The sequence below is a fragment of the Streptomyces sp. NPDC002619 genome (genome assembly GCF_042889305.1).
In the GTDB taxonomy this organism is placed as follows: Bacteria; Actinomycetota; Actinomycetes; order Streptomycetales; family Streptomycetaceae; genus Streptomyces.
Map to the genome: position 1 here is coordinate 52784 of NZ_JBIAQV010000011.1, position 22438 is coordinate 75221.

Here is a 22438-nt window from a genome sequence, read left to right on the forward strand (position 1 = left end):
CACATCTCTTCCGCACATCCCTGTACTCCCAACACCCCCATATCTCCAGGGAGATCACGTGCGCAACATACTCAGAGGTTCCAGACGCAGGTTCCTCGCCCTGGTCGGCTCCGCGGCCCTCGCGCTCGCCGGGGCCATCGCCCTGCCGGGCACGGCGCAGGCCGCCAACGTCCTGACCAACCCCGGCTTCGAGTCGGGCAGCCTCTCCCCCTGGACCTGCACCGGCAACCTCGGCTCGGTCGTCTCCTCCCCCACGCACGGCGGCTCCAAGGCCCTGGCCGGCGCCGTGAGTTCGAGCGACAACGCCCAGTGCAGCCAGACCGTCGCCGTCCAGCCGAACACGACGTACGCCCTCACCGGCTGGGTGCGCGGCTCCTACGTGTACCTCGGCGTGGACGGCGGCGCGTCGACGTGGACCACGTCCCCGTCGGCGTACAGCCAGCTCAGTGTCTCCTTCACCACCGGTGCCTCGCAGACCAGCGCCAAGATCTACGTCCACGGCTGGTACGCGCAAGGCACCTACTACGCCGACGACATCAGCCTGGACGGGCCTGGCGGCGGTGGCGGCTCCGACACCCAGGCGCCGACCGCGCCCACGGGGCTGACCTCCACGGGCAAGACCTCCTCCAGCGTGTCGCTGTCGTGGAACGCCTCGTCGGACAACGTCGGCGTGAGCGGGTACGACGTCTACAGGGGCTCCAGCCAGGTGCTGACCGTCTCCGGTACGTCGGCCACGGTTAGCGGGTTGTCGCCGAGCACGGCGTACACGTTCAGCGTGAAGGCGCGGGACGCGGCCGGTAACACCTCCGCGACATCCAACTCCGTGAGCGTCACGACCGACGCGGGCAGCGGCGGTGGCACCGGCTTCAAGCAGGCCGCGCCGTATCTGTACGAGGGCTGGGGCGACCCGCCGAGCCCGACGACGGTGATGAGCGCGACCGGGGTCAAGTGGTTCACGATGGCGTTCGTGCTGGACTCCGGCGGCTGCACCCCGTCCTGGGACGGCCAGCGTCCGCTGACCGGCGGCGTCGATCAGACGGCCATCAACCAGATCCGTTCCGCGGGCGGTGACATCGTCCCGTCGTTCGGCGGCTGGCAGGGCAGCAAGCTCGGCGCCAACTGCTCCTCCGCGAGCGCGCTCGCCGGAGCCCTGCAGAAGGTGATCGACGCCTACGGCCTCAAGGCGATCGACATGGACATCGAGAACACGGACGAGTTCGAGAACGAGGCCGTGCAGGCGAAGATCCTCACCGCGCTGAAGACGGTCAAGGCCAACAACCCCGGCCTGAAGACCATCGTCACGTTCGGCACCGCGACGACCGGCCCGACCTACTACGGCAACCGGCTCATCGAGCAGGCGCAGTCGCTCGGCGCGAACATCGACGTCTTCACGATCATGCCGTTCGACTTCGGCGGCGGCTCCGACATGTACGGCAACACCGTGAACGCCACCGAGGGCCTGAAGAACAAGCTCAAGTCGACCTTCGGATGGGACGACGCGACGGCGTACTCCCACATCGGCATCTCCGGCATGAACGGCCTGTCGGACCAGCAGGAGACCACCACCACGGCGATCTGGACCCAGATCCGCGACTACGCGAACGCGCACCACCTCGCGCGGCTCGCCTTCTGGTCCGTCAACCGCGATCGCCCGTGCCCGGGCGGCGGCGTGGCCGAGAACTGCTCCGGCATCAGCCAGAACAACTGGCAGTTCACATCGATCACGGCCGGCTTCACCGGCTGAGCCGTACAGCTAAGGCCTGTTCGCGACAGGACCTGGTGGCGTGGGGGTGCTCAGATCGGGTACCCCCACGCCTTCGCCAACTCCTGGAGTCGGGACGGCAGTTCGACCGTGGGATCGGCCTGGCGGGCGGCCTGGACCCGGCCGGACTTGATCTCGCTGCTCCAGTCGCCGAGCTGCGGCCGGAAGGTGCCGTGGTCGTGGGCGCCGTAGTCGAGCATCGTGCTCTCCCAAGGGACGTCGAGGTACGCGCACAGGCCGCGGGTCACAGCCTCGGGGTCGGCGGTGAGCCGCTCGTACGTGATCACGTGCGCGTCGAGGTGGGTGCGCGCCTCTTCCAGCTTCTCGCTGTAGTTCAGGACCTCGGCGTGTATCTCGTCGAGGTCGGGGTCCGTGCGGCGGGCGGCCAGGGACGCGATGACCGCGCCGGGGTGACGCAGCAGCACGATGTAGCGGGCGTCGGGCCAACATCGGTGCAGGCGGGGCCAGATGAGGGTGTTGGGCGGTGTCTTGTCGACTATGACGTCCTTGCCGCTGCGGATGAGCTCCAGGTGCAGCACCCGGTCCCAGAGCACGTGTTCCAGTTCCTGCTTGTCGAGTTCGAGCTCCCGCATGGCGTCACCGGTGAACTCGCGCGACAACTGGACGTGGACCGTGCGCAGATGCATCTCGTGCGGGGCCCGGACCCGGCTGTGGCTGTTCAGCAGGACCCGCAGCAGGGTCGAACCGGACCGCACCGAGGACAGCACGAAGACCGGCGACCGCACCAGACGCGGGGCGCGCGGTGCGACGTACGCGCCCTCGGCCTGCCGCTGAGCCGGCATCGCGTTCAGCGTGCGGCGCGGCGGGCTCACCGCCTGCGCCATCAGCCTCCCCCGGCGCCTCAGCCCCTTGCCGATCGCGGACATGCGCGGGTCTCGCACGGTGACACCTCTCTCTCGACCTGCCACCGCATCCCAGGGGCAACAGACGAACTCCAGGTGTCCGGCAGACGAACGGGCGAGGTCACTACGGTCCACAAACCCGCTGTGACCTGGCCACTTACCCTTCTCTTAATTCTTCATGGGAACCGCGATCACGCTCTCTCCACGGCCGAACCGGGACGTCCTACTCGAGGTACGCCAGACCGGGGTGGACGGCCGTGTAGCCGTCGAGCAGTCTGCGGGCGACGTTCACCGAGTCGACGAGCGGGTGCAGCGCGAAGGCCTTCACCGCCGTCGTGCGGGATCCGGACGCGGCGGCGGACAGCACCTCGCGCTCGACGGCCTTGACCGCGCAGACCAGTCCGGTGGCGTGGCCGGGCAGCGGGTCCACGGCCACCGGGTGCGCGCCGTTGGCGTCGACGAGGCAGGGCACCTCGATGACGGCGTCCGCGTCGAGGACCGAAAGGGTGCTCCTGTTGCGGACGTTGAGGATCAGGGTCGTGCGTTCGTCCCGTGCGATGGCCCGCATGAGCGCCAGGGCCACCTTCTCGTAGCCGCCGGAGAGGTCGTCGGCCTCGCGTTCGCCGGCGCCCGCCGACTCCCGGTTCTCGGCCATGTAGGTGGCCTCGCGCTCGGCACGGGTGCGGTCCCAGGCCTCCAGCGCCGCGACGTCCTGGCGGCCGGCCTCTGCGTAGAAACGCGCCTGCTGGTCGCGCAGGAAGGCGCCGCGGGTCTGCTCGGCCTGCCGGTAGGCGTGTACGGCTTCGCGGTTGAAGTAGTAGTAGTGCAGGTACTCGTTGGGGATCGCGCCCAGCGAGCGCAGCCAGTCGGTGCCGAAGAGCCTGCCCTCCTCGAAGGAGCCGAGCAGGCCGGGGTCGGCGAGCAGGCGCGGGAGTTCGTCGCGTCCGGCGACGCGCAGGCCGCGCACCCAGCCGAGGTGGTTGAGGCCGACGTAGTCGATGAAGGCCTCGTCCGGGTGCGCGCCGAGGGCGCGGGCGATACGGCGGCCGAGGCCGACCGGCGAGTCGCAGATGCCGATGACGCGGTCGCCGAGGTGGTGGGACATGGCCTCGGTGACCAGGCCGGCCGGGTTGGTGAAGTTGATGACCCAGGCGTCAGGGGCGAGGTGGGCGACGCGCCGGGCGATGTCGACGGCGACCGGGACCGTCCGCAGGCCGTAGGCGATGCCGCCCGCGCCGACCGTCTCCTGGCCGAGGACGCCCTCCGCGAGGGCCACCCGCTCGTCGTTCGCGCGTCCTTCCAGGCCGCCGACGCGAATCGCGGAGAAGACGAAGTCGGCGCCGCGCAGCGCCTCGTCGAGATCGGTGGTGGCCGTGACCTCGGGCGCGTCCGGCACTCCCGTGGCCTGTTCGGCGAGCACCCGGGTCACCGCGGCCAGCCGGTCCGCGTCCAGGTCGTGCAGCACGACCCGGGTGACACGGCCCTCGCCGCGATCCGCGAGGAGCGCCCCGTACACGAGCGGCACCCGGAATCCGCCGCCACCCAGAATCGTGAGTCTCACGCTTGCAACCTTTCGCCCGCCTTGCCGGTTCTGATCAGGAATGCCGCCGCCCACTGGGCTGCCATCGAGTCCACCCCGGCACTTCAGGGCGGCTTCATCTGGGAGTCCTGGGACCACGGCATTGTCCAGCGCGTGAGCGACGGAAGACCGGCCGGGCGCGCTGGCAGTGTCTCGACTCTCGACCACCGTCGGCCCTTCGACGGTGACTTCGAGCTCGTGGCGCCGGTGCGCATCAAGCGCTACAAGCATGAGGGGATCGTCCTCTGCAACCACCAGCAGTTCCGTGGCCTGGACTGGCTGGCGGCCCGGTGGGAGCTCGTCGTGGCGGACGGTCGCACACTGACCGCGCCCGCCGAGCTGCCGGACCTGCTGCCGGGCCAGACGGCGGCGATGCCGCTCCCCTTCGAACTGCCCCGCGACGGCGGCGACGCGTGGCTGACCCTGCGGGTGACGACGGCCGAGGACCAGCCGTCGGCCCCGCGCGGCACGGAGATCTGTGCATCGCAGGTACGGCTGCGGATGGCCGCCCCGGCCGGGCTGCCCGCGGCGGCCGGGCGCGTGGTGCAACTGCACGCGCCGCACCGCGTCCATGACACGGCCGGCCCCGCCCCGGAGACCGCGCCCACACCCACACACCTCGTCCCGGCGGCCGTCCGGCGCTGAAGCCGGCCCGCGCGCCCTCCGAATCCCTCTTTCCACCCGAGTCCTCCCATGGAGCACACGTGTGTACGTCGCATGAGCACGAGCAGGGCGAGGCCGCGCAGGCCGGTGCCGGAAGACGCAGTTTCCTCAGGGCCACCGCGCTGCTGGGCGCCGCCGCCACGACCGGGATCGCACTCCCGGCCGTCGCCGAGGCGGCGCCGTCGGCCGGTTGGCGGCCGGATCCCGACAGCCGCCGTTTCACGCTCGCCGTGATGCCCGACACCCAGTACCTCTTCGACGGACCGAGCATCGACAAGGCGCCCTTCGAGGCGAGCCTGCGCTACCTCCTCGAGCACGGCCGGGACGAGAACATCGTCTTCCTCTCCCATCTCGGCGACCTCACCCAGAACGGCGCGCAGGCCGAATGCGCCGCGATCGGCGAGGCGTTCGGGATCCTCGACCGGCGGGGCGTCGGCTACAGCGTCCTCGCGGGCAATCACGACATCCGGTCCGGCACGGACGACCAGCGCGGCGCGACGCCGTACCTGGACGTCTTCGGACCGGACCGCTTCCGAGGGAAGCCGACGTTCGGCGGCGCCTCCCCCGACGGCTACAACACCTTCCACCTGTTCCGCGCCGCCGGCCGCGAGTGGATGGTGCTCGCGCTGGACTGGCGGCTGTCCGCCCAGGGGTACGACTGGGCCAGGGACGTCCTTGCACGGCACCCGAGGACCCCGGTCGTCCTCACCACGCACGAACTCGTCGCCGAGGACGACTCCCTGTCCGCGTACGGCGAGCAGCTGTGGGACCGGCTCGTCAACGAACACGACCAGATCTTCCTCACCCTCAACGGGCACTACTGGCCCGCCGGCCGGACGACCCGCGCGAACGCCTCCGGCAACGACGTCCATCTGCACCTGACGAACTACCAGAACCGCTACTACGGTGGCGCGGCGATGATCCGCCTGTACCGCTTTGACCTCGACCGGAACGTCATCGACGTGGAGACGGTCTCCCCGTGGATCCTGGGCCGGGCCGCGCAGGGCCTCAACGAGCTGGAGCGGCAGGAGATCGAACTGAGCGGCGACGCGGACCGCTTCTCGGTGCCGATCGACTTCGCCGAGCGCTTCTCCGATTTCGCCCCGGAGCCCTCGCGTCCGCCCCGGCCCGCGTCCAAGGTGCTCGTCCCGGGCACGGTCGCCTACTGGCGGTTCGACGGACACGACGAGGGTACGGCCGTGTCGGGCACCGTCCGCGACCTCTCCGGCCGCGGCAACGACCTCACCCTGGTCACGGTGGGCGGCGGCGCCCTGAACTGGTCGGCGGACCACCACCCCGACCAGCCCGGCCACGGCAGCCTGGAGTTCCAGGGCTACAAGTCGCCGCTCAGGGGCGCCTATCTGCGAACCGTCGACGGCGCTCCCCTCAACTCGGCCACATTCAGGTCGGGTTACACCATCGAGGCGTTCTACCGTCTGCCCGCCGACTGGGACCCCTCCCACCACGCCTGGTCCGGCATCCTCAGCCGCACCGGCACGGGTGGCGCCGCAGGCAAGACCGCCGACGACCCGGACGAGCCGCTCGCCACGCTGTCGCTGTCCAACGGGCGCGAGCCGCAGTGGGCCGTACGGCCGCTCAACCAGGAGGGCATCGCCACCAACTGGGGTCAGGAGACCCCACTGGAGACCTGGTGGCACCTCGCGGTCGTCAACGACGGTACGCACACGACGCTGTACGTCGAGGGCTGCCCCGTCGTCCGCAATCCGAAGGCCACCGCGCTCGGGCTCACCTCGGTCGGCCTGCCGTGGCTGCTCGGCGGCTACGAGTACGCCGGACAGATCGATCAGATCCTCCACGCCCGCCTCGGCGACGTCCGCATCGTCGAACGAGCGCTGCCCGTCGCGTCGTTCATGAACCACTGATCCCTTCTCCCGACCCACCTGCGAGGATCGTCTCCACCCCATCTCCACCTAGGTGAAAGGTTCTTGATGAGACGTCAGTTGATCACTCTCGCCGCGTTACTGGGTGCCCTCACGCTCGGTGCGCCGAGCGCGTTGGCCGCCGAACCGCAATGGGTGCGGACCGGAACGTCGTACACGGACACCCTGGGCGGCGGACAGGGGCTCGCGAGCCGGGCCGACGGCTCGGTGCTCTACCGAGGGCTCCTGGACATCCCGCTGGACCTGCGGGTCGCCGGGTGGAACCACGTCGGCGACCCGGACGTCGCGCGCGGCTACGTCTTCGACGCCTACCAGGGCGCCGACACGGCCACGTCGAAGATGTACGAGGTCACCACGCCGTCCGGGCAGCGCTACGACTACGTCCACCGGCTGAACCCGGGCGAGAAGGTGAACAACTCCTTCGCCACTGTCTCGCCCGACGGGCAGTGGCTGGTCTCGGGCGAGTGGGGCGACCAGAACCGGCTCCAGGTGTTCCCCGCCCCGCTCCTCAACCCGTCCACCCCGCGGCAGGGCGGCGACCTGCCGGAGGCCGGGCAGATCACCCTGGACAAGCCCGTGCGGGACATCCAGGGCTGCGACTTCGTCACCGACACCCGTCTCGTCTGTTCCTCGGACGACGCCTCGGGCACGCTGTTCCCGCAGAGCCGCCCGCTGCTCCAGGTCGATCTGCCGCACAGCCTCGACGGGCAGCCGGTCACCGGCACGGTGAAGAGCCTGCTGGGGCTGCCCCAGACCAGCGTGTGCACCGGCACCTTCGAAGCCGAGGGCGTCGACTACGACGCACAGAGCGGCACCCTGCGGGCGGAGGTGATCCCACCGGGCGTGTGCGCGGTGGCGACCACGGTGTACTCGTACCGACTGCAGTAGGCACCCGGGCGCGGAGCGGTACGGACCGTACCGGGCTCTTCGGGAGGACGGCCCCTGTACGTCGTGCTGTCGGCCATGACCACCCGCTCCGCGCCCGACCGGCTGCTGCCGGTGCTCGCCGCAGCGTCCGTGATCGTACCCCAGGCCGACGCACAGGTGCCGGTGCTGATACCGGCGGTGCGGATGGCGGCGCGGGGGATCTCGCGGGCACTGGGCCGGCGACCTGAGCGGGAGCCCTGAGCTACGAGGGATTGCGGTAACTCCCCATGCGCCCAGGCTCCCCCGGGCCGTACGACGGCACGGCACCCGTGTCCGACACGTGATCGAACCGGTGCTCCGCCGGAGCCCGGCAGGCGCTTCCCCGCCCCTCCCGGCTCGGCCACCGTGCCTCGCGGTCAGGAACGAGGCGACACCGACCAGCACGCCGGAATCCGCGCCATCCTCGGCGCGGTCCCGGCCGCGGCCCTCGCCCACTGCGGTGCGCTCCGACTTATACCCAGCTTCATCGGGTGAACTCCCCTGCTGCGCAAGGACTTTCTTTGTTTTAAGTCTTGACGGCCGCAGGGACCGGGAGCACATTGACGGCACCCCTGAGAGCGCTCTCAAGGGGCCCCGTGCACCCCCACTCCGTACCCGAGAGGCTCCCCCATGAGCGAAACCTCCGGAATACACAGACGGCGCCCCCTGCGCCGGGCGCTCGTCGCCGTGCTCGGCACCCTCGGTCTGGCGGTCGCCGCCGCCACGGCCGGCACCCTCCAGGCCAGCGCCGACGCGCCCACACCCCCGTCGGGCTGGACGCAGGTTTTCCTGGACGACTTCAACGGCGCCGCGGGCTCCGGCGTCAACACCGCCAACTGGCAGTACGACACCGGGACTTCGTACCCGGGCGGCGCCGGCAACTGGGGCACCGGTGAGGTCGAGACCATGACCTCCAGCACCAGCAACGTCTCACTCGACGGCAACGGCAACCTGCAGATCACCCCGCGCCGCGACGCCGCCGGCAACTGGACCTCCGGCCGTATCGAAACCAACCGCACGGACTTCCAGCCCCCGGCCGGCGGCAAGCTGCGCGTCCAGTCCCGCATCCAGCTCCCGAACGTCACCGGCAACGCCGCCAAGGGCTACTGGCCCGCGTTCTGGATGCTGGGCGCCCCGTTCCGCGGCAACTACTGGAACTGGCCCGGCATCGGCGAGCTGGACATCATGGAGAACGTCCAGGGCCTCAACACCGACTGGGCCACCATGCACTGCGGCACCAGCCCGGGCGGCCCTTGCAACGAGACGTCCGGCATCGGCGGCAACACCCCCTGCACCGGCACGAGTTGCCAGGCCGGCTTCCACACGTACGCGATGGAGTGGGACCGCTCCACCAGCCCCGAGGAGATCCGCTTCTACCTCGACGGCGTCAACTTCCACACCGTCCGTGCCACCGACGTCGACGCGACGACCTGGTCGAACGCCACGAACCACGGTTTCTTCGTCATCCTCAACGTGGCGATGGGCGGCGGCTTCCCGGGCGCGTTCGGCGGCGGCCCCGACAGCGGCACCGAGCCGGGCCACCCGATGACCGTGGACTACGTACAGGTCCTGAAGTCCGGTGGCGGCGGCGGTACGACACCTCCGCCCACGGGCAACCGGGACGCGTACAGCGCCATCCAGGCCGAGTCCTACGACAGCCAGTCCGGAGTGAGCGCCGAGACGACCTCGGACACCGGAGGCAGCCAGAACATCGGCTGGCTGGCCAACGGCGACTGGGCGCAGTACAAGGGCGTCAACTTCGGCTCCACCCCGGCCACCCAGTTCAACGCGCGAGTGGCGAGCGGTGCGGACGCCGGGGTGAGCGGACTGGTCGAGGTGCGCCTGGACAGCCGTAGCAACGCGCCCATCGGCAGCTTCGCCCTGTCCAACACCGGCGGCTGGCAGTCCTGGCGGACGATCCCGGCGAACATCAGCTCGGTGACCGGCACGCACGACGTGTATCTGACCTTCACCAGCGGCCAGCCGGCCGACTTCGTCAACGTCAACTGGTTCAACTTCGGGCACTGACACGGAAGTTGCGCCCCAAGCCTGTTCCAGCAGTCCGGTACGGGCTCGGGGCGTCTCCCTCAGTCTCCGTCCGTCGACGCCCTCACCCGCCGTGCGAACCGCAGCGCCACCTCTCTCCACACCCGGGCGGCGGCCGGGTCGTCCCGCTGCGCCGCCCGGTGGAGTTCCTCCCGATCCACGCCGTGCGGTGCCAGCCGCTCGAGCGACCAGCGCGCGATGCGTTCCGGCGCGACCTCGGGGTGGAACTGAACGCCCCACGCCGACTCCCCGACCCTGAAGGCCTGATGGGGGCAACGCTCGCTGCGGGCCAGCCATCGGGCCTCGGCCGGCAACCGCACGATCGCGTCCACATGGTTCTCGATCGCCGTCGGGCGCTCGGGCAGCCCGCCGAACAGCGGATCCCCGTCGGCCTCCGGAAGCAGCGTCAGCGCCGTGCTCCCGAACTCCGGCTCGCCATACGCCCCTTGCACCTCCCCGCCGGCCACCTGCGCCAGCATCTGTCCCCCGAGGCAGATCCCGAAGACCGGCACGTCCCGCTCCAACGCCTGCCCCATCAGGGCCCGGGTCCGTGCGAGCCACGGCGCCCGCGTGTCGTCGTCCGGCAGGTACGCCCCGCCCAGCACGATCAGGGCCTCGTGCTCCAGCCGTGCGGGCAACGCCTCCCCCGCGTCCGCCCGGACCACGTCCATCCCGACGCCGCCCTCCGCCAGCCATGCGGCCCATCGCCCGGGGCCCCCGCCCGGACCGTTCTGCACCACCAGCGCCGTGGCCGTACGCCCTGTACTCCCCATGGCCCCATCCCGCCCTTCCTGCGCGCTCCCCGAAGCCTACGGGTCCGGCTCAGCGCAGCTCCGCCCGGAAAGCGACCGGGGTCAGGCCGGCGTGCAGCTGGAAGAACTTCGAGAAGTTCGCCGGGTCGGGGAAGCCGACGGCCACGCCGACGCGGCCTATCGGCAGGTCCGTGTGGGCGAGGAGCCGCTTGGCCTCCAGGACGACGCGCTTGTCGATAAAGCCCTTTGGCGTCTCGCCGGTGGCGGCGCGGACCGCGCGGACGAGGGTGCGGCGGGAGTAGCCGAGGGCGTCGGCATAGGCGCTGACACTGTGGTTGGTGGCGAAATCCTTCTCGACCGCGTCGCGGAAGAGGGTGAAGGTCGTGTCGGCCTGCCGCCGGGCCGCCTCCGCGGAGCTGGCCGCGAGATGCGCGAGGCGCAGCAGGAACGCGGTCAGGGAGTGGCGCAGGACCGCGGTGTGCAGGCTGAGCGGAAGGGTGGTGTCCTCGTACTCCCGTTGCAGTTGGGCGAGTCCGGCGCGCAGGGCGTCGAGCTGCGCCGGGTCGGGGTGCAGCAGGGGCGGCTGGTCGTAGCGGTAGAGGCCGGTGGCCTCCACGGTGGCGCGCGGGAGGAAACCGGGCTGCATGGTCAGGACGATTCCGCGGTACTCGCTGGTCCGCGAGAAGCGGTGCACCTGGCCGGGGCGGATCCACAGCAGATCGCCGGCCCCCACCTCGTACTCGGCGAAGTCGATCATGTGGCGCACGGGGCCCTCGCTGAAGAGCATGACCACGTGGAAGTCGATGCGGTGGACGCGGTGCAGCGGCGCGTCCGCGTGCCAGGTGTGGTCCCCCATGCGGGCGACCTGCATGCCTACGCCGCACACGCTCAGGTCGACGGGGAAGGGGAAAGTTCTGATCCCGTCTCCGCCGTCACCGTCGCCTTTGGCCGTTCCGCCCGTCATGTCCTTCTCGTGCCGTCTCTGCCGTCGTGCCGGAGTCCCGGTGTCCCACTTTCACCACAGGCTGACACACCCCGACCTTCCCTCCAAAAAGTCAGACTTTTAATTTTGAACGCGTCCGAGCTGCAACCCGCTTCGATCGAGGACTTCTTGAAGATGAGCACGCAGACATCCGACGGCTTCGAGTGGACCGACCTCGACCGCCGTGCCGTGGACACCGCCCGCCTCCTGGCGGCCGACGCCGTGCAGCAGGTCGGGAACGGACACCCCGGGACCGCGATGAGCCTGGCCCCCGCCGCGTACACGATCTTTCAGAAGGTGATGCGCCACGACCCGGCCGACCCTGAGTGGACCGGCCGTGACCGCTTCGTCCTGTCGCCCGGCCACACCTCGCTCACCCTCTACACCCAGCTCTTCCTCGCCGGGTACGAGCTGGAGCTGGACGACCTGAAGGCCTTCCGGACCCAGGGTTCCAAGACGCCCGGTCATCCCGAGTACGGGCACACCGCGGGCGTCGAGACCACCACAGGCCCGCTCGGCCAGGGCCTCGCGAACGCCGTCGGCATGGCCATGGCCGCCCGCTACGAGCGCGGCCTGTTCGACCCCGAGGCCCCCGAGGGCACCTCCCCCTTCGACCACACCATCTGGGCGATCGTCTCCGACGGCGACCTGGAGGAGGGCGTCTCTTCCGAGGCCTCCTCGCTCGCCGGCCACCAGAAGCTCGGCAACCTCGTCTTCCTCTACGACGACAACCACATCTCCATCGAGGGCGACACCGCGACCGCGTTCTCCGAGGACGTGCTCAAGCGATACGAGGCGTACGGCTGGCACGTGCAGCGGATCGCGCCCGCCGACAACGGCGACATCGACGTCCACGCCCTGTACGCGGCCCTCAAGGCGGCGCAGGGCGAGACCGAGCGCCCCTCGATCATCGCGATGCGCACGATCATCGCCTGGCCGGCCCCGAACGCCCAGAACACCGAGGCCTCCCACGGCTCCGCCCTCGGTCCCGAGGAGATCGCCGCCACCAAGCGCGTCCTCGGCTTCGACCCGGAAAAGTCCTTCGAGGTGGCCGACGAGGTCCTCGCCCACAGCCGGCGTGCGCTCGACCGGGGCGCCGAGGCCCACGCGGCCTGGGACAAGCGCATCGCCGAGTGGCGCGGCGCCCAGCCCGAGCGCGCGAAGCTGTTCGACCGGGTCGTCGCCGGCCAGCTCCCGGACGGCTGGGAGGACGCGCTGCCCGTGTTCGAGGAGGGCAAGGCCCTCGCTACCCGCGCCGCCTCCGGCAAGGTCCTCCAGTCGCTGGGCGCGGTCCTGCCCGAGCTGTGGGGCGGCTCCGCCGACCTCGCCGGCTCCAACAACACCACCATCGACAAGACGTCGTCGTTCCTGCCGAAGGGCAACCCGCTGCCCGAGGCCGACCCGTACGGCCGTACCGTCCACTTCGGCATCCGCGAGTTCTCGATGGCCGCCGAGATGAACGGCATCGCCCTGCACGGCAACACGCGCATCTACGGCGGTACGTTCCTGGTGTTCTCCGACTACATGCGCAACGCGGTCCGCATGTCCGCGCTGATGCAGCTGCCGGTGACGTACGTCTGGACGCACGACTCGATCGGCCTCGGCGAGGACGGCCCCACCCACCAGCCCGTCGAGCACCTGGCCGCGCTGCGCGCCATCCCGGGCCTGAACGTCGTCCGTCCGGCCGACGCCAACGAGACCGCGGTCGCCTGGGCCGAGATCCTGCGCCGGCACGGCAGCAAGCCGGCCCCGCACGGTCTGGCGCTCACCCGGCAGGGCGTACCGACGTACGCCCCCAACCCCGATGCCGCCAAGGGCGGTTACGTGCTCCGGGAGTCGTCGACCGAGACCCCGGACGTCGTCCTGATCGCCACCGGCTCCGAGGTCCAGCTCGCCGTGGCCGCACGGGAGTTGCTGGAGGCCGAGGGGGTCGGCGCCCGGGTGGTGTCGATGCCGTCCGTCGAGTGGTTCGAGGAGCAGCCGGCCGAGTACCGCGAGCGCGTCCTTCCGCCGTCCGTGCGGGCCCGCGTCGCAATCGAGGCCGGAATCGCCCTGACGTGGTACCGCTTCACAGGTGACGCAGGACGCATCGTCTCCCTCGAACACTTCGGCGCCTCCGCCGATGCCAAGACCCTGTTCGCCGAGTTCGGTTTCACCCCCGAGAACGTCGCCGCCGCCGCCCGGGAATCCCTGGCCGCCGCCCGCGGTTGATCCGATCGCCAGAAAGAAGATGATCACAGTGACCGAAGCAACCGCCACCGCGGGAGCACTCAAGCGCCTGTCCGACGAGGGCGTGTCGATCTGGCTGGACGACCTCTCGCGCCGCCGGATCGAGTCCGGCAACCTCGCCGAACTCGTCGAGAACAAGCACGTCGTGGGCGTCACCACCAACCCGTCCATCTTCCAGGCCGCGATCGGCTCCGGAGAGGGTTACGAGGAGCAGCTCACCGACCTCGCCGTGCGCGGCGTCACCGTCGACGAGGCCGTACGGATGATGACCACCGCCGACGTCCGCGCCGCCGCCGACGTCCTGCGCCCGGTGTACGACGCCACGGGCGGTCGGGACGGCCGGGTCTCCATCGAGGTCGACCCGCGTCTGGCCCACGAGACGGCGGCCACGATCGCCGAGGCCAAGCAGCTCGCCTGGCTCGTCGACCGCCCCAACGTCATGATCAAGATCCCGGCCACCAAGGCGGGCCTCCCGGCGATCACCGAGGTCATCGGCCTCGGCATCAGCGTCAACGTCACGCTGATCTTCTCGCTGGAGCGCTACCACGAGGTCATGGCCGCCTACCTTGCCGGTCTGGAGAAGGCCAGGACGCGGGGCCTGGACCTGGCGGAGATCCACTCCGTCGCCTCCTTCTTCGTCTCCCGCGTCGACAGCGAGATCGACAAGCGGCTGACCGCGCTGGGCACGCAGGAGGCCCTCGGCCTCAAGGGCCGGGCGGCGTTGGCCAACGCGCGCCTGGCGTACGAGGCGTACGAGGAGGTCTTCGCGGGCGAGCGCTTCACCGTTCTCGCGGCCGACCGGGCCAACAGGCAGCGCCCGCTGTGGGCCTCCACCGGTGTGAAGGACCCGGCGTACAAGGACACCCTGTACGTCGACGAGTTGGTCGCGCCCGGCACCGTCAACACCATGCCGGAGACCACGCTGAACGCGACCGCCGACCACGGCGAGATCACCGGCGACACGGTGACCCGCGGCTACGCGCAGGCCCGCGCCGACCTCGAGGCCGTGGAGCGGCTCGGTATCTCCTACGACGAGGTCGTGCGGCAGTTGGAGAACGAGGGTGTCGCCAAGTTCGAGGTGGCGTGGAACGACCTGCTCGCCGCCGTCACGAAGTCCCTGGACAGCAAGGGAGTTGACGCACGATGAGCAAGACTCCAGCGGCCGAGGCCGAGCCCCCCGTGGCGGAGTCCGGGGCCCAGGAGGCGGCGCCCGAGGTGCGCGTACCTGTGATCCCCGCCGCCGACTGGTCGAACCCGCTCCACGACGCCCGTGACCGCCGACTGCCCCGCATCGCGGGCCCTTCCGGTCTGGTCATCTTCGGCGTCACCGGCGACCTGTCCCGCAAGAAGCTGATGCCGGCCATCTACGACCTGGCCAACCGCGGCCTGCTGCCGCCGGGCTTCTCCCTGGTGGGCTTCGCCCGCCGGGACTGGGAGGACCAGGACTTCGCGGAGGTGGTGCACGACGCGGTGCGCGACCACTCGCGCACCCCGTTCCGCGAGGAGGTGTGGCAGCAGCTGGCCGAGGGGATGCGGTTCGTCCCGGGCGACTTCGACGACGACAAGGCGTTCGAGCAGCTCCGCGAGTCCGTCGACGAGCTGAACGCGTCCCGGGGCACCGGCGGCAACTTCGCCTTCTACCTCTCCGTACCGCCGAAGTTCTTCCCGAAGGTCGTGCAGCAGCTGAAGAAGCACGGCCTGGCCGATCCGCCCGAGGGCTCCTGGCGCCGGGCGGTCATCGAGAAGCCCTTCGGCCACGATCTGGCCAGCGCCCGTGAGCTCAACGCCCTGGTGCACGACGTGTTCGAGCCGGACCAGGTGTTCCGCATCGACCACTACCTCGGCAAGGAGACCGTTCAGAACATCCTGGCGCTGCGCTTCGCCAACCAGATGTACGAGCCGATCTGGAACCGTTCGTACGTCGACCATGTGCAGATCACGATGGCCGAGGACATCGGCATCGGTGGCCGCGCGGGCTACTACGACGGCATCGGCGCCGCCCGTGACGTCATCCAGAACCATCTGCTCCAGCTGATGGCGCTCACCGCGATGGAGGAGCCCATCGCCTTCGACGCGGACGCGCTGGTCACCGAGAAGCTCAAGGTGCTCAAGTCGGTGCGGCTGCCCGAGGACCTGGGCGCCCACACCGTGCGCGGCCAGTACGCCGAGGCCTGGCAGGGCGGCGAGAAGGTCGTCGGCTACCTCGAGGAGGAGGGTATCGACGCCAAGTCGAAGACCGACACCTACGCCGCGATCAAGCTGGAGATCGACAACCGCCGCTGGGCGGGCGTCCCCTTCTACCTGCGCACCGGCAAGCGGCTCGGCCGCCGGGTCACCGAGATCGCGGTGGTCTTCCAGCGCGCCCCGCACTCCCCCTTCGACTCGACGGCGACGGAGGAGCTGGGCCAGAACGCGGTCGTCATCCGTGTCCAGCCCGACGAGGGCATGACCGTGCGTTTCGGTTCGAAGGTGCCGGGCACGTCGATGGAGATCCGGGACGTGACGATGGACTTCGCCTACGGCGAGTCGTTCACGGAGTCCAGCCCGGAGGCGTACGAGCGGCTCATCCTGGACGTACTGCTCGGCGACGCCAACCTGTTCCCCCGCCACCAGGAAGTGGAAGAGTCCTGGAAGATCCTCGACCCCATCGAGGAGCACTGGGGGGCGCACGGCAGGCCGGCGCAGTACGCGTCGGGCAGCTGGGGTCCCGAGGAAGCCGACGAGATGCTCGCACGAGACGGACGGAGCTGGCGCAGGCCATGAAGATCGACCTGACCGACACCACGGCAAGCAAGATCAACAAGGCGCTGGTGCAGGGTCGCCGCGCCATCGGCACGCCCGCCGTGGGCATGGTCCTGACGATGGTCATCGTCACGGACGAGGAGAACGCGTACGACTCGATCAAGGCGGCCGAGGAGGCCTCGCACGAGCACCCCTCGCGCACCCTGGTCGTCATCAAGCGGCACGCCCGCACCCCGCGCGAGCGCACCCAGTCCCGGCTGGACGCGGAAGTTCGCGTCGGCACCGAGGCCGGCACCGGCGAGACGGTGATCCTGCGGACCTTCGGCGAGGTGTCCGACCACGCCGACTCCGTGGTGCTGCCGCTGCTGCTGCCGGACGCGCCGGTCGTCGTGTGGTGGCCGGTGGACGCGCCCGACAACCCCGCCAAGGACCCGCTGGGCGCGCTCGCGCAGCGCCGGATCACCGACATGTACGCCGTCGAGCATCCGCTGGAGGCCCTGGAGACCCGGGTGCGTTCCTACGCGCCCGGCGACACCGACCTGGCCTGGACCCGGCTCACCCCGTGGCGCTCGATGCTGGCCGCGGCCCTGGACCAGGCCCGGGTACACGTGACGTCGGCGACGGTGGAGAGCGAGGCCGAGAACCCCAGCGCCGAGCTGCTCGCCCGCTGGCTGGAGGCCCGCCTCCAGGTGCCGGTGGCGCGGACGGTCACCGCGGGACCGGTCGTCACCGCTGTTCGGCTCGGCACCGCGGGCGGCGAGATCGTGATCGACCGTCCCGAGGGCCCGCTGGCCACGCTGAGCCTGCCGGGCCAGCCGCCGCGCCGTCTCGCGCTGAAGGTCCGCGCGACCTCCGAACTCATCGCCGAGGAGCTGCGGCGCCTCGACGCCGACGAGATGTACGCCATCGCCCTGCGGGGCGATGGCACCAAGGAGAACGTCTGACATGTCTGACTCCGTGTCGGATCACCCCCGGCTCACCCGGCGGCCCGAGTGGACGGCCCTCGCCGACCACCGCGCCCAGGGGCAGCCGAACCTTCGTGAGCTGTTCGCGGCGGACCCGAAGCGTGCCGAGCGGTACGTCGTCCGGGTCGGCGACCTGCTCATCGACTACAGCAAGAACCTGATCACCGACGAGACTCTGGCCCTGCTGCGCGCACTCGCCTCCGTCACCGACGTGTTCGGCCTGCGGGACGCCATGTTCCGCGGCGAGCGCATCAACATCACCGAGGACCGCGCCGTCCTGCACACCGCGCTGCGCTCGCCGCGGGACGCTGTGATCGAGGTCGACGGCGAGAACGTCGTCCCGGCCGTGCACGCCGTCCTCGACAAGATGGCGGACTTCGCGGACCGGGTCCGCTCCGGCGCCTGGACCGGCCAAACCGGCAAGAGGATCCGCAACGTCGTCAACATCGGCATCGGCGGCTCCGACCTGGGCCCGGCGATGGCGTACGAGGCGCTGCGGCCGTACACCGCACGGGACTTGACGTTCCGGTTCGTGTCCAACGTGGACGGCGCCGACCTGCACGAGGCGGTGCGCGACCTGGACCCGGCGGAGACCCTGTTCATCGTCGCGTCCAAGACGTTCACCACGATCGAGACGATCACCAACGCCACCTCCGCCCGCTCCTGGCTGCTGGCCGGTCTCGACGGTGAGGAGAAGGCGGTCGCCAAGCACTTCGTGGCGCTGTCGACGAACTCCGGGAAGGTCACCGAGTTCGGCATCGACCCGGAGAACATGTTCGAGTTCTGGGACTGGGTCGGCGGCCGCTACTCCTACGACTCGGCGATCGGCCTGTCCCTGGTGATCGCCATCGGCCCGGACCGCTTCCGGGAGATGCTCGACGGCTTCCACCTGGTCGACGAGCACTTCCGCACCGCGCCCGCCGAGTCCAACGCCCCGCTGATCCTCGGCCTGTTGGGCATCTGGTACGGCGACTTCCTGGACGCGCAGTCGCACGCGGTGCTGCCGTACTCGCACTATCTGTCCAAGTTCACCGCCTACCTGCAGCAGCTGGACATGGAGTCCAACGGCAAGTCGGTGGACCGGGACGGCCATCCGGTGCAGTGGCAGACCGGTCCGGTGGTGTGGGGTACGCCCGGTACCAACGGGCAGCACGCCTACTACCAGTTGATCCACCAGGGCACGAAGCTGATCCCGGCGGACTTCATCGGCTTCGCGCGCCCGATCGGCGAGTTGAGCGACCGGCTGAAGGCGCAGCACGACCTGCTGATGGCCAACTTCTTCGCCCAGACACAGGCCCTCGCCTTCGGCAAGACCGCCGACGAAGTGCGCGCCGAGGGCGTGCCGGAGGCCCAGGTGCCGCACCGCACCTTCCAGGGCAACCACCCCACCACCACGATCCTGGCCACGGAACTGACCCCGTCGGTGCTGGGCCAACTGGTCGCGCTCTACGAGCACAAGGTGTTCGTCCAGGGCGCGGTGTGGAACATCGACTCCTTCGACCAGTGGGGCGTCGAGCTGGGCAAGGTTCTGGCCAAGCGCGTCGAACCGGCCCTGACCGAGGGCGCGGACGTGCCCGGTCTGGACGCCTCCACCGCCGCCCTCGTCTCCGCCTACCGTCAGATTGGGAAGTGAACGCACCATGCAGCTCGGACTCATCGGCCTCGGCAAGATGGGCGGCAACATGCGCGAGCGGATCCGCCGCGCCGGCCACACCGTCTTCGGCTACGACCGCAACCCCGAGGTCTCCGACGTGAAGAGCCTCGCGGAACTCGTCGAGAAGCTCGACGCGCCGCGCACGGTCTGGGTGATGGTCCCGGCCGGCACCGCCACCCAGACCGTCATCGACGAGCTGGGCGACCTGCTGACCCCGGGTGACACCGTGGTCGACGGCGGCAACTCCCGTTGGACCGACGACGAGAAGCACGCCGCCGCGCTCGGCATCAAGGGCATCGGCTTCGTCGACGCCGGTGTCTCCGGCGGTGTGTGGGGCCTGGAGAACGGCTACGCCCTCATGGTCGGCGGCGAGAAGGAGGCCGTGGACCGGCTGAAGCCGATCTTCGAGGCGCTCAAGCCGGAGGGCCCGTACGGCTACGTCCACGCGGGCCGGGTCGGTGCCGGGCACTTCTCCAAGATGGTCCACAACGGCATCGAGTACGCGATGATGCAGGCCTACGCCGAGGGCTGGGAGCTCCTGGAGAAGGTCCACTCGGTGGAGAACGTGCGCGAGGTGTTCCGCTCCTGGCAGGAGGGCACCGTTATCCGGTCCTGGCTGCTGGACCTCGCGGTCAACGCCCTCGACGACGACGAGCACCTGGAGAAGCTGAAGGGCTACGCGGAGGACTCCGGGGAGGGCCGCTGGACCGTCGAGGCCGCGATCGACAACGCGGTGCCGCTCCCGGCGATCACCGCCTCGCTCTTCGCGCGGTTCGCCTCCCGCCAGGACGACTCCCCGCAGATGAAGTTGATCGCCGCCCTGCGCAACCAGTTCGGCGGCCACGCCGTCGAGTCGAAGAAGGAGTAACCGGCCATGGGGGACCTCATACTGGTCCGCCACGGTGAGACGGAGTGGAGCGTGTCGGGCCGGCACACCAGCTGGACCGACCTGCCCCTCACCCAGCACGGCGAGGAACAGGCCAAGTCGCTCGCCCCGCTCCTGTCCGGCCGGACCTACGCCCTCACCCTCACCAGCCCGCTCGCCCGCGCGATCCGCACCGCCGAACTCGCGGGCCTGACCGGGGCCGAGACCGATCCCGATCTGCACGAGTGGGACTACGGCGCCTACGAGGGCGTCACCACCGTCGAGATCCACCGCAGCCGCCCGCACTGGGACCTGTGGCTGCACGGCGTCCCGCCCGGCCCCGCCGGTCACCCCGGCGAGTCGCCGGCCGAGGTGGGACAGCGCGCCGACAAGGTGCTGGCCAAGGTGGACGCGGCGCTCGCCAACCACTCCGGTGACGTGCTCCTCGTCGCCCACGCCCACTTCCTGCGGGTGCTGACGGCCCGTCGGCTGGGCCTGCCGCCCTCCGAGGGCCGCCTGTTCCAGCTGGCGACCGGCGCCGTCAGCCGGCTGTCCACGGAGCACGGTCGCCCCGTGATCGCCGAGTGGAACCGCACGGCGTGACACCTCCGGCCCGGGTCACCTCGCGTGACCCGGGCCGCAGCGGTAGAGCAGCCGTGCGTGGTCGTGGGAGCCGTAGGCCGCGGGCGGGACGAGCGCGCAGTGCGCGGCGGTCCAGCGGACCAGCGCCCCGCTCTCGGTGCGGCGGTGCGCCGCGACGTCCCGCCGCGCCAGCACGACGTACCGCAGCCGTCCCGTGTCGACGAGATGGTCGAAGCCCCGCGACGTCGGGTACGGGACACGGCCGGTGAAGCCGCCCATGGGCAGGACCGGCGCGTCGGCGGCGATGACGTAGGGCGCGGCCGCCGCCCAGCCGGGCACCGCGGCCAGATAGCGGGCGCCGTCGCGGTGTGCGGTCAGATAGGCCAGCAGCCGGCGCTTGGCGGGGCCCAGCGTCGACAGGGCACCGCCGGTGCGGATGCTCGCGGGGCCGACCCGGCCGAAGCCGCCAGGCTGGTTGTAGCGCGGGGACAGTGCGGAGGCCGACCACACGGCCGGGATCAGCAGGACCGCGGCGAGCCCGACGGCCAGTCCGGCGGTGACGGCACGCGGACGCCCGACACCGACGAGCGCCGTCGCGAGCAGACACAGGGCGACGGCAGCCGGCGCCGACCAGACGAAGAACTGCGGGTACCAGAGCGTCAGGGCCGAGCACCACGCGACGTTGACGGCGATCACCACCGGCAGCACCTTCGCGTGCCGTCCTCCGGTACGGCACGCCCGCCACCCCTGGACGACGGCGGCCCCGCTCAGCGCCGCGAGCGCCACCGCGACGACGCCCATGTAGTAGGTGTGCCCAGTCACACTGCCGAAGCTGAACACCACGAAGAACGTGACCAGCCACACCCCCCACAGGACGTGTCCGGCCAGCACCGGGTCCGTGCGCGGCACGCGCCGCCGCCACAGGGCCACGAGACCGCCGACGAGGCCGAGAGCCGCCAGCGGGTACAGCCAGCCCGTCTGGGTGGCGAGTCCGGGGCTGAACATCTTCCACACGCTGTCGCCCATGCTCGACGCCATATGGCTCCCGGGGCGGGCCGCCTGGCTGGCGACGATGCTGCCGCTGCCGGCCGCATTGACGCCGACCATGTGGAAGCGGGTGAGGAAGTTGTAGCCGACGACCAGGCCGAACGCCGAGTTGTCGGTCGTGCCGTCGAGATAGGGGCGGTCCGCGGCCGGGGTGAGCGTGGCCACCAGCATCCACGACAGCGACACCGCCAGCGTGACCGCTCCGGCCAGGGCGAGGTGCCGGATCCTGCGGCCAAGGCCGGTCGGGGCCGCGACGAGGTAGGTGACGGCGAGGGCGGGCAGGACCGCCCAGGCCTCCAGCATCTTGCACTGGAAGGCCAGGCCCACCCAGCAGCCCGCGAGCAGCAGGGTGCGCGGCCGGGCCCGTTCGGTGGCCCGCTGGGTGGCCTCGGCGGCCAGGAGCAGCAGCAGGACGAACGGCGCGTCCTCGACCACCGACCGCCCCAGTCCCACCGTCACGGGGGTGAGGGTGAGGAACGCGGCGGCGAGCAGCCCGGCCGGCACCCCGGCCCAGCGGCGCACCACCCGGTGCAGCAGGAGCACACAGGCGACGCCCTCGAGGGCCTGCGGGAGCACCAGCGCCCAGGCGTGGAAGCCGAACAGAAGCGCCGACACGGCCTGTGGCCACAGGAAGCCGGGCAGCTTGTCGAGGGTGATCGAGTTCGCCGGGTCGAAGGAGCCGTAGAAGAAGGCGCGCGGGCTGTCGGTCATGCTGCGCACGGCGCTCGCGTAGAAGGAGTGGTACGCGCTGTGGTCGAGGCCCCACAGATACAGCAGGGCCGCGAGCGCGGTGATGCCCAGGAGCACGGGGCGCTCGTAGCGGTCGGCGCGGCGCTGCTGCGGGGGCGCGGTCATGGGCGGCGGCGGACCGGAACGGACCGCTGAGAGCGGCTCGCTGAC

At 70.7% G+C, this 22438-nt stretch carries 18 protein-coding genes; 13 read left to right on the plus strand and 5 right to left on the minus strand.

Going from position 1 to position 22438, the window contains the following annotated elements:
* The first annotated feature begins 58 nt into the window (after positions 1 to 58).
* Positions 59 to 1744, plus strand: coding sequence for a carbohydrate binding domain-containing protein (locus ACFYXB_RS19515; protein ID WP_389583798.1), 1686 nt, complete (start codon positions 59 to 61; stop codon positions 1742 to 1744).
* A 50-nt stretch (positions 1745 to 1794) separates the two neighbouring features.
* On the opposite strand, the gene ACFYXB_RS19520 is transcribed toward ACFYXB_RS19515, so the two are convergent.
* Positions 1795 to 2664, minus strand: a complete 870-nt coding sequence (locus tag ACFYXB_RS19520) for a sulfotransferase family protein (protein ID WP_389583800.1) — start codon at positions 2662 to 2664, stop codon at positions 1795 to 1797.
* A gap of 184 nt (positions 2665 to 2848) precedes the next feature.
* A complete protein-coding gene (locus ACFYXB_RS19525; protein ID WP_389583802.1) occupies positions 2849 to 4186 on the minus strand; it encodes a 6-phospho-beta-glucosidase in 1338 nt (445 codons plus the stop codon).
* A gap of 21 nt (positions 4187 to 4207) precedes the next feature.
* On the opposite strand from ACFYXB_RS19525, the gene ACFYXB_RS19530 reads away from it, so the two are divergent.
* The 5 genes from ACFYXB_RS19530 to ACFYXB_RS19550 all read left to right on the plus strand — a co-directional run bounded on the left by ACFYXB_RS19530 (position 4208) and on the right by ACFYXB_RS19550 (position 9702).
* Positions 4208 to 4849, plus strand: a complete 642-nt coding sequence (locus ACFYXB_RS19530; RefSeq protein WP_389583804.1) for a beta-galactosidase domain 4-containing protein — start codon at positions 4208 to 4210, stop codon at positions 4847 to 4849.
* A gap of 59 nt (positions 4850 to 4908) precedes the next feature.
* Positions 4909 to 6750: a LamG-like jellyroll fold domain-containing protein gene (locus ACFYXB_RS19535; protein WP_389583806.1), complete on the plus strand. Its 1842-nt coding sequence runs from the start codon at positions 4909 to 4911 to the stop codon at positions 6748 to 6750.
* A 66-nt stretch (positions 6751 to 6816) separates the two neighbouring features.
* On the plus strand, positions 6817 to 7656 hold the full coding sequence (locus tag ACFYXB_RS19540) for a hypothetical protein (protein ID WP_389583808.1): 840 nt from the start codon (positions 6817 to 6819) through the stop codon (positions 7654 to 7656).
* Positions 7657 to 7731: 75 nt separating this feature from the next.
* Positions 7732 to 7896, plus strand: coding sequence for a hypothetical protein (locus ACFYXB_RS19545; RefSeq protein ID WP_389583810.1), 165 nt, complete (start codon positions 7732 to 7734; stop codon positions 7894 to 7896).
* Positions 7897 to 8304: 408 nt separating this feature from the next.
* Positions 8305 to 9702, plus strand: a complete 1398-nt coding sequence (locus ACFYXB_RS19550) for a glycoside hydrolase family 16 protein (protein WP_389583813.1) — start codon at positions 8305 to 8307, stop codon at positions 9700 to 9702.
* 59 nt (positions 9703 to 9761) lie between these two features.
* Here ACFYXB_RS19550 and ACFYXB_RS19555 read toward each other — a convergent pair whose 3' ends face one another.
* Together ACFYXB_RS19555 and ACFYXB_RS19560 are read right to left on the minus strand one after the other, a co-directional pair.
* The gene (locus ACFYXB_RS19555) at positions 9762 to 10493 is read right to left on the minus strand and encodes a type 1 glutamine amidotransferase (protein WP_389583815.1); all 732 of its coding nucleotides are present in this window, start codon (positions 10491 to 10493) and stop codon (positions 9762 to 9764) included.
* 49 nt (positions 10494 to 10542) lie between these two features.
* The gene (locus ACFYXB_RS19560) at positions 10543 to 11436 is read right to left on the minus strand and encodes a helix-turn-helix domain-containing protein (protein ID WP_389583817.1); all 894 of its coding nucleotides are present in this window, start codon (positions 11434 to 11436) and stop codon (positions 10543 to 10545) included.
* A gap of 153 nt (positions 11437 to 11589) precedes the next feature.
* On the opposite strand from ACFYXB_RS19560, the gene tkt reads away from it, so the two are divergent.
* From tkt to ACFYXB_RS19595, 7 genes are read left to right on the plus strand one after another with little or no spacing between them, the layout of a single operon-like run.
* Positions 11590 to 13665, plus strand: a complete 2076-nt coding sequence (gene tkt, locus ACFYXB_RS19565; RefSeq protein WP_389583820.1) for a transketolase — start codon at positions 11590 to 11592, stop codon at positions 13663 to 13665.
* 19 nt (positions 13666 to 13684) lie between these two features.
* Positions 13685 to 14830 (plus strand): transaldolase, encoded by a 1146-nt coding sequence (gene tal / locus ACFYXB_RS19570; protein ID WP_389583823.1) that lies wholly within the window; start codon positions 13685 to 13687, stop codon positions 14828 to 14830.
* Positions 14827 to 16446, plus strand: a complete 1620-nt coding sequence (zwf, locus tag ACFYXB_RS19575) for a glucose-6-phosphate dehydrogenase (protein WP_389583826.1) — start codon at positions 14827 to 14829, stop codon at positions 16444 to 16446. The genes tal and zwf overlap by 4 nt, the downstream gene beginning before the upstream one ends.
* Positions 16443 to 17369 (plus strand): glucose-6-phosphate dehydrogenase assembly protein OpcA, encoded by a 927-nt coding sequence (gene opcA, locus ACFYXB_RS19580; protein WP_351346683.1) that lies wholly within the window; start codon positions 16443 to 16445, stop codon positions 17367 to 17369. Before zwf ends, opcA begins: the two co-directional genes overlap by 4 nt.
* 13 nt (positions 17370 to 17382) lie before the next feature.
* Positions 17383 to 19023, plus strand: coding sequence for a glucose-6-phosphate isomerase (gene pgi, locus ACFYXB_RS19585; protein ID WP_389584133.1), 1641 nt, complete (start codon positions 17383 to 17385; stop codon positions 19021 to 19023).
* Between the two features lie 7 nt (positions 19024 to 19030).
* Complete coding sequence (gnd, locus tag ACFYXB_RS19590) at positions 19031 to 19912, plus strand: phosphogluconate dehydrogenase (NAD(+)-dependent, decarboxylating) (protein WP_351346681.1); 882 nt, start codon at positions 19031 to 19033, stop codon at positions 19910 to 19912.
* A 6-nt stretch (positions 19913 to 19918) separates the two neighbouring features.
* Positions 19919 to 20512, plus strand: coding sequence for a histidine phosphatase family protein (locus ACFYXB_RS19595; protein WP_351346679.1), 594 nt, complete (start codon positions 19919 to 19921; stop codon positions 20510 to 20512).
* Positions 20513 to 20527: 15 nt separating this feature from the next.
* Here ACFYXB_RS19595 and ACFYXB_RS19600 read toward each other — a convergent pair whose 3' ends face one another.
* Positions 20528 to 22393, minus strand: coding sequence for an ArnT family glycosyltransferase (locus ACFYXB_RS19600; RefSeq protein ID WP_389583830.1), 1866 nt, complete (start codon positions 22391 to 22393; stop codon positions 20528 to 20530).
* Between the last annotated feature and the right edge of the window lie 45 nt (positions 22394 to 22438).

Excerpts from the sequence above, each read along its gene's own strand:
- ACFYXB_RS19540 (WP_389583808.1), top strand. The coding sequence starts at position 6,817 with ATGAGACGTCAGTTGATCACTCTCGCCGCGTTACTGGGTGCCCTCACG.
- ACFYXB_RS19545 (WP_389583810.1), top strand. The coding sequence starts at position 7,732 with ATGACCACCCGCTCCGCGCCCGACCGGCTGCTGCCGGTGCTCGCCGCA.
- ACFYXB_RS19550 (WP_389583813.1), top strand. The coding sequence starts at position 8,305 with ATGAGCGAAACCTCCGGAATACACAGACGGCGCCCCCTGCGCCGGGCG.
- ACFYXB_RS19555 (WP_389583815.1), bottom strand. The coding sequence starts at position 10,493 with ATGGGGAGTACAGGGCGTACGGCCACGGCGCTGGTGGTGCAGAACGGT.
- ACFYXB_RS19560 (WP_389583817.1), bottom strand. The coding sequence starts at position 11,436 with ATGACGGGCGGAACGGCCAAAGGCGACGGTGACGGCGGAGACGGGATC.
- tkt (WP_389583820.1), top strand. The coding sequence starts at position 11,590 with ATGAGCACGCAGACATCCGACGGCTTCGAGTGGACCGACCTCGACCGC.
- tal (WP_389583823.1), top strand. The coding sequence starts at position 13,685 with ATGATCACAGTGACCGAAGCAACCGCCACCGCGGGAGCACTCAAGCGC.
- zwf (WP_389583826.1), top strand. The coding sequence starts at position 14,827 with ATGAGCAAGACTCCAGCGGCCGAGGCCGAGCCCCCCGTGGCGGAGTCC.
- opcA (WP_351346683.1), top strand. The coding sequence starts at position 16,443 with ATGAAGATCGACCTGACCGACACCACGGCAAGCAAGATCAACAAGGCG.
- gnd (WP_351346681.1), top strand. The coding sequence starts at position 19,031 with ATGCAGCTCGGACTCATCGGCCTCGGCAAGATGGGCGGCAACATGCGC.
- ACFYXB_RS19595 (WP_351346679.1), top strand. The coding sequence starts at position 19,919 with ATGGGGGACCTCATACTGGTCCGCCACGGTGAGACGGAGTGGAGCGTG.
- ACFYXB_RS19600 (WP_389583830.1), bottom strand. The coding sequence starts at position 22,393 with ATGACCGCGCCCCCGCAGCAGCGCCGCGCCGACCGCTACGAGCGCCCC.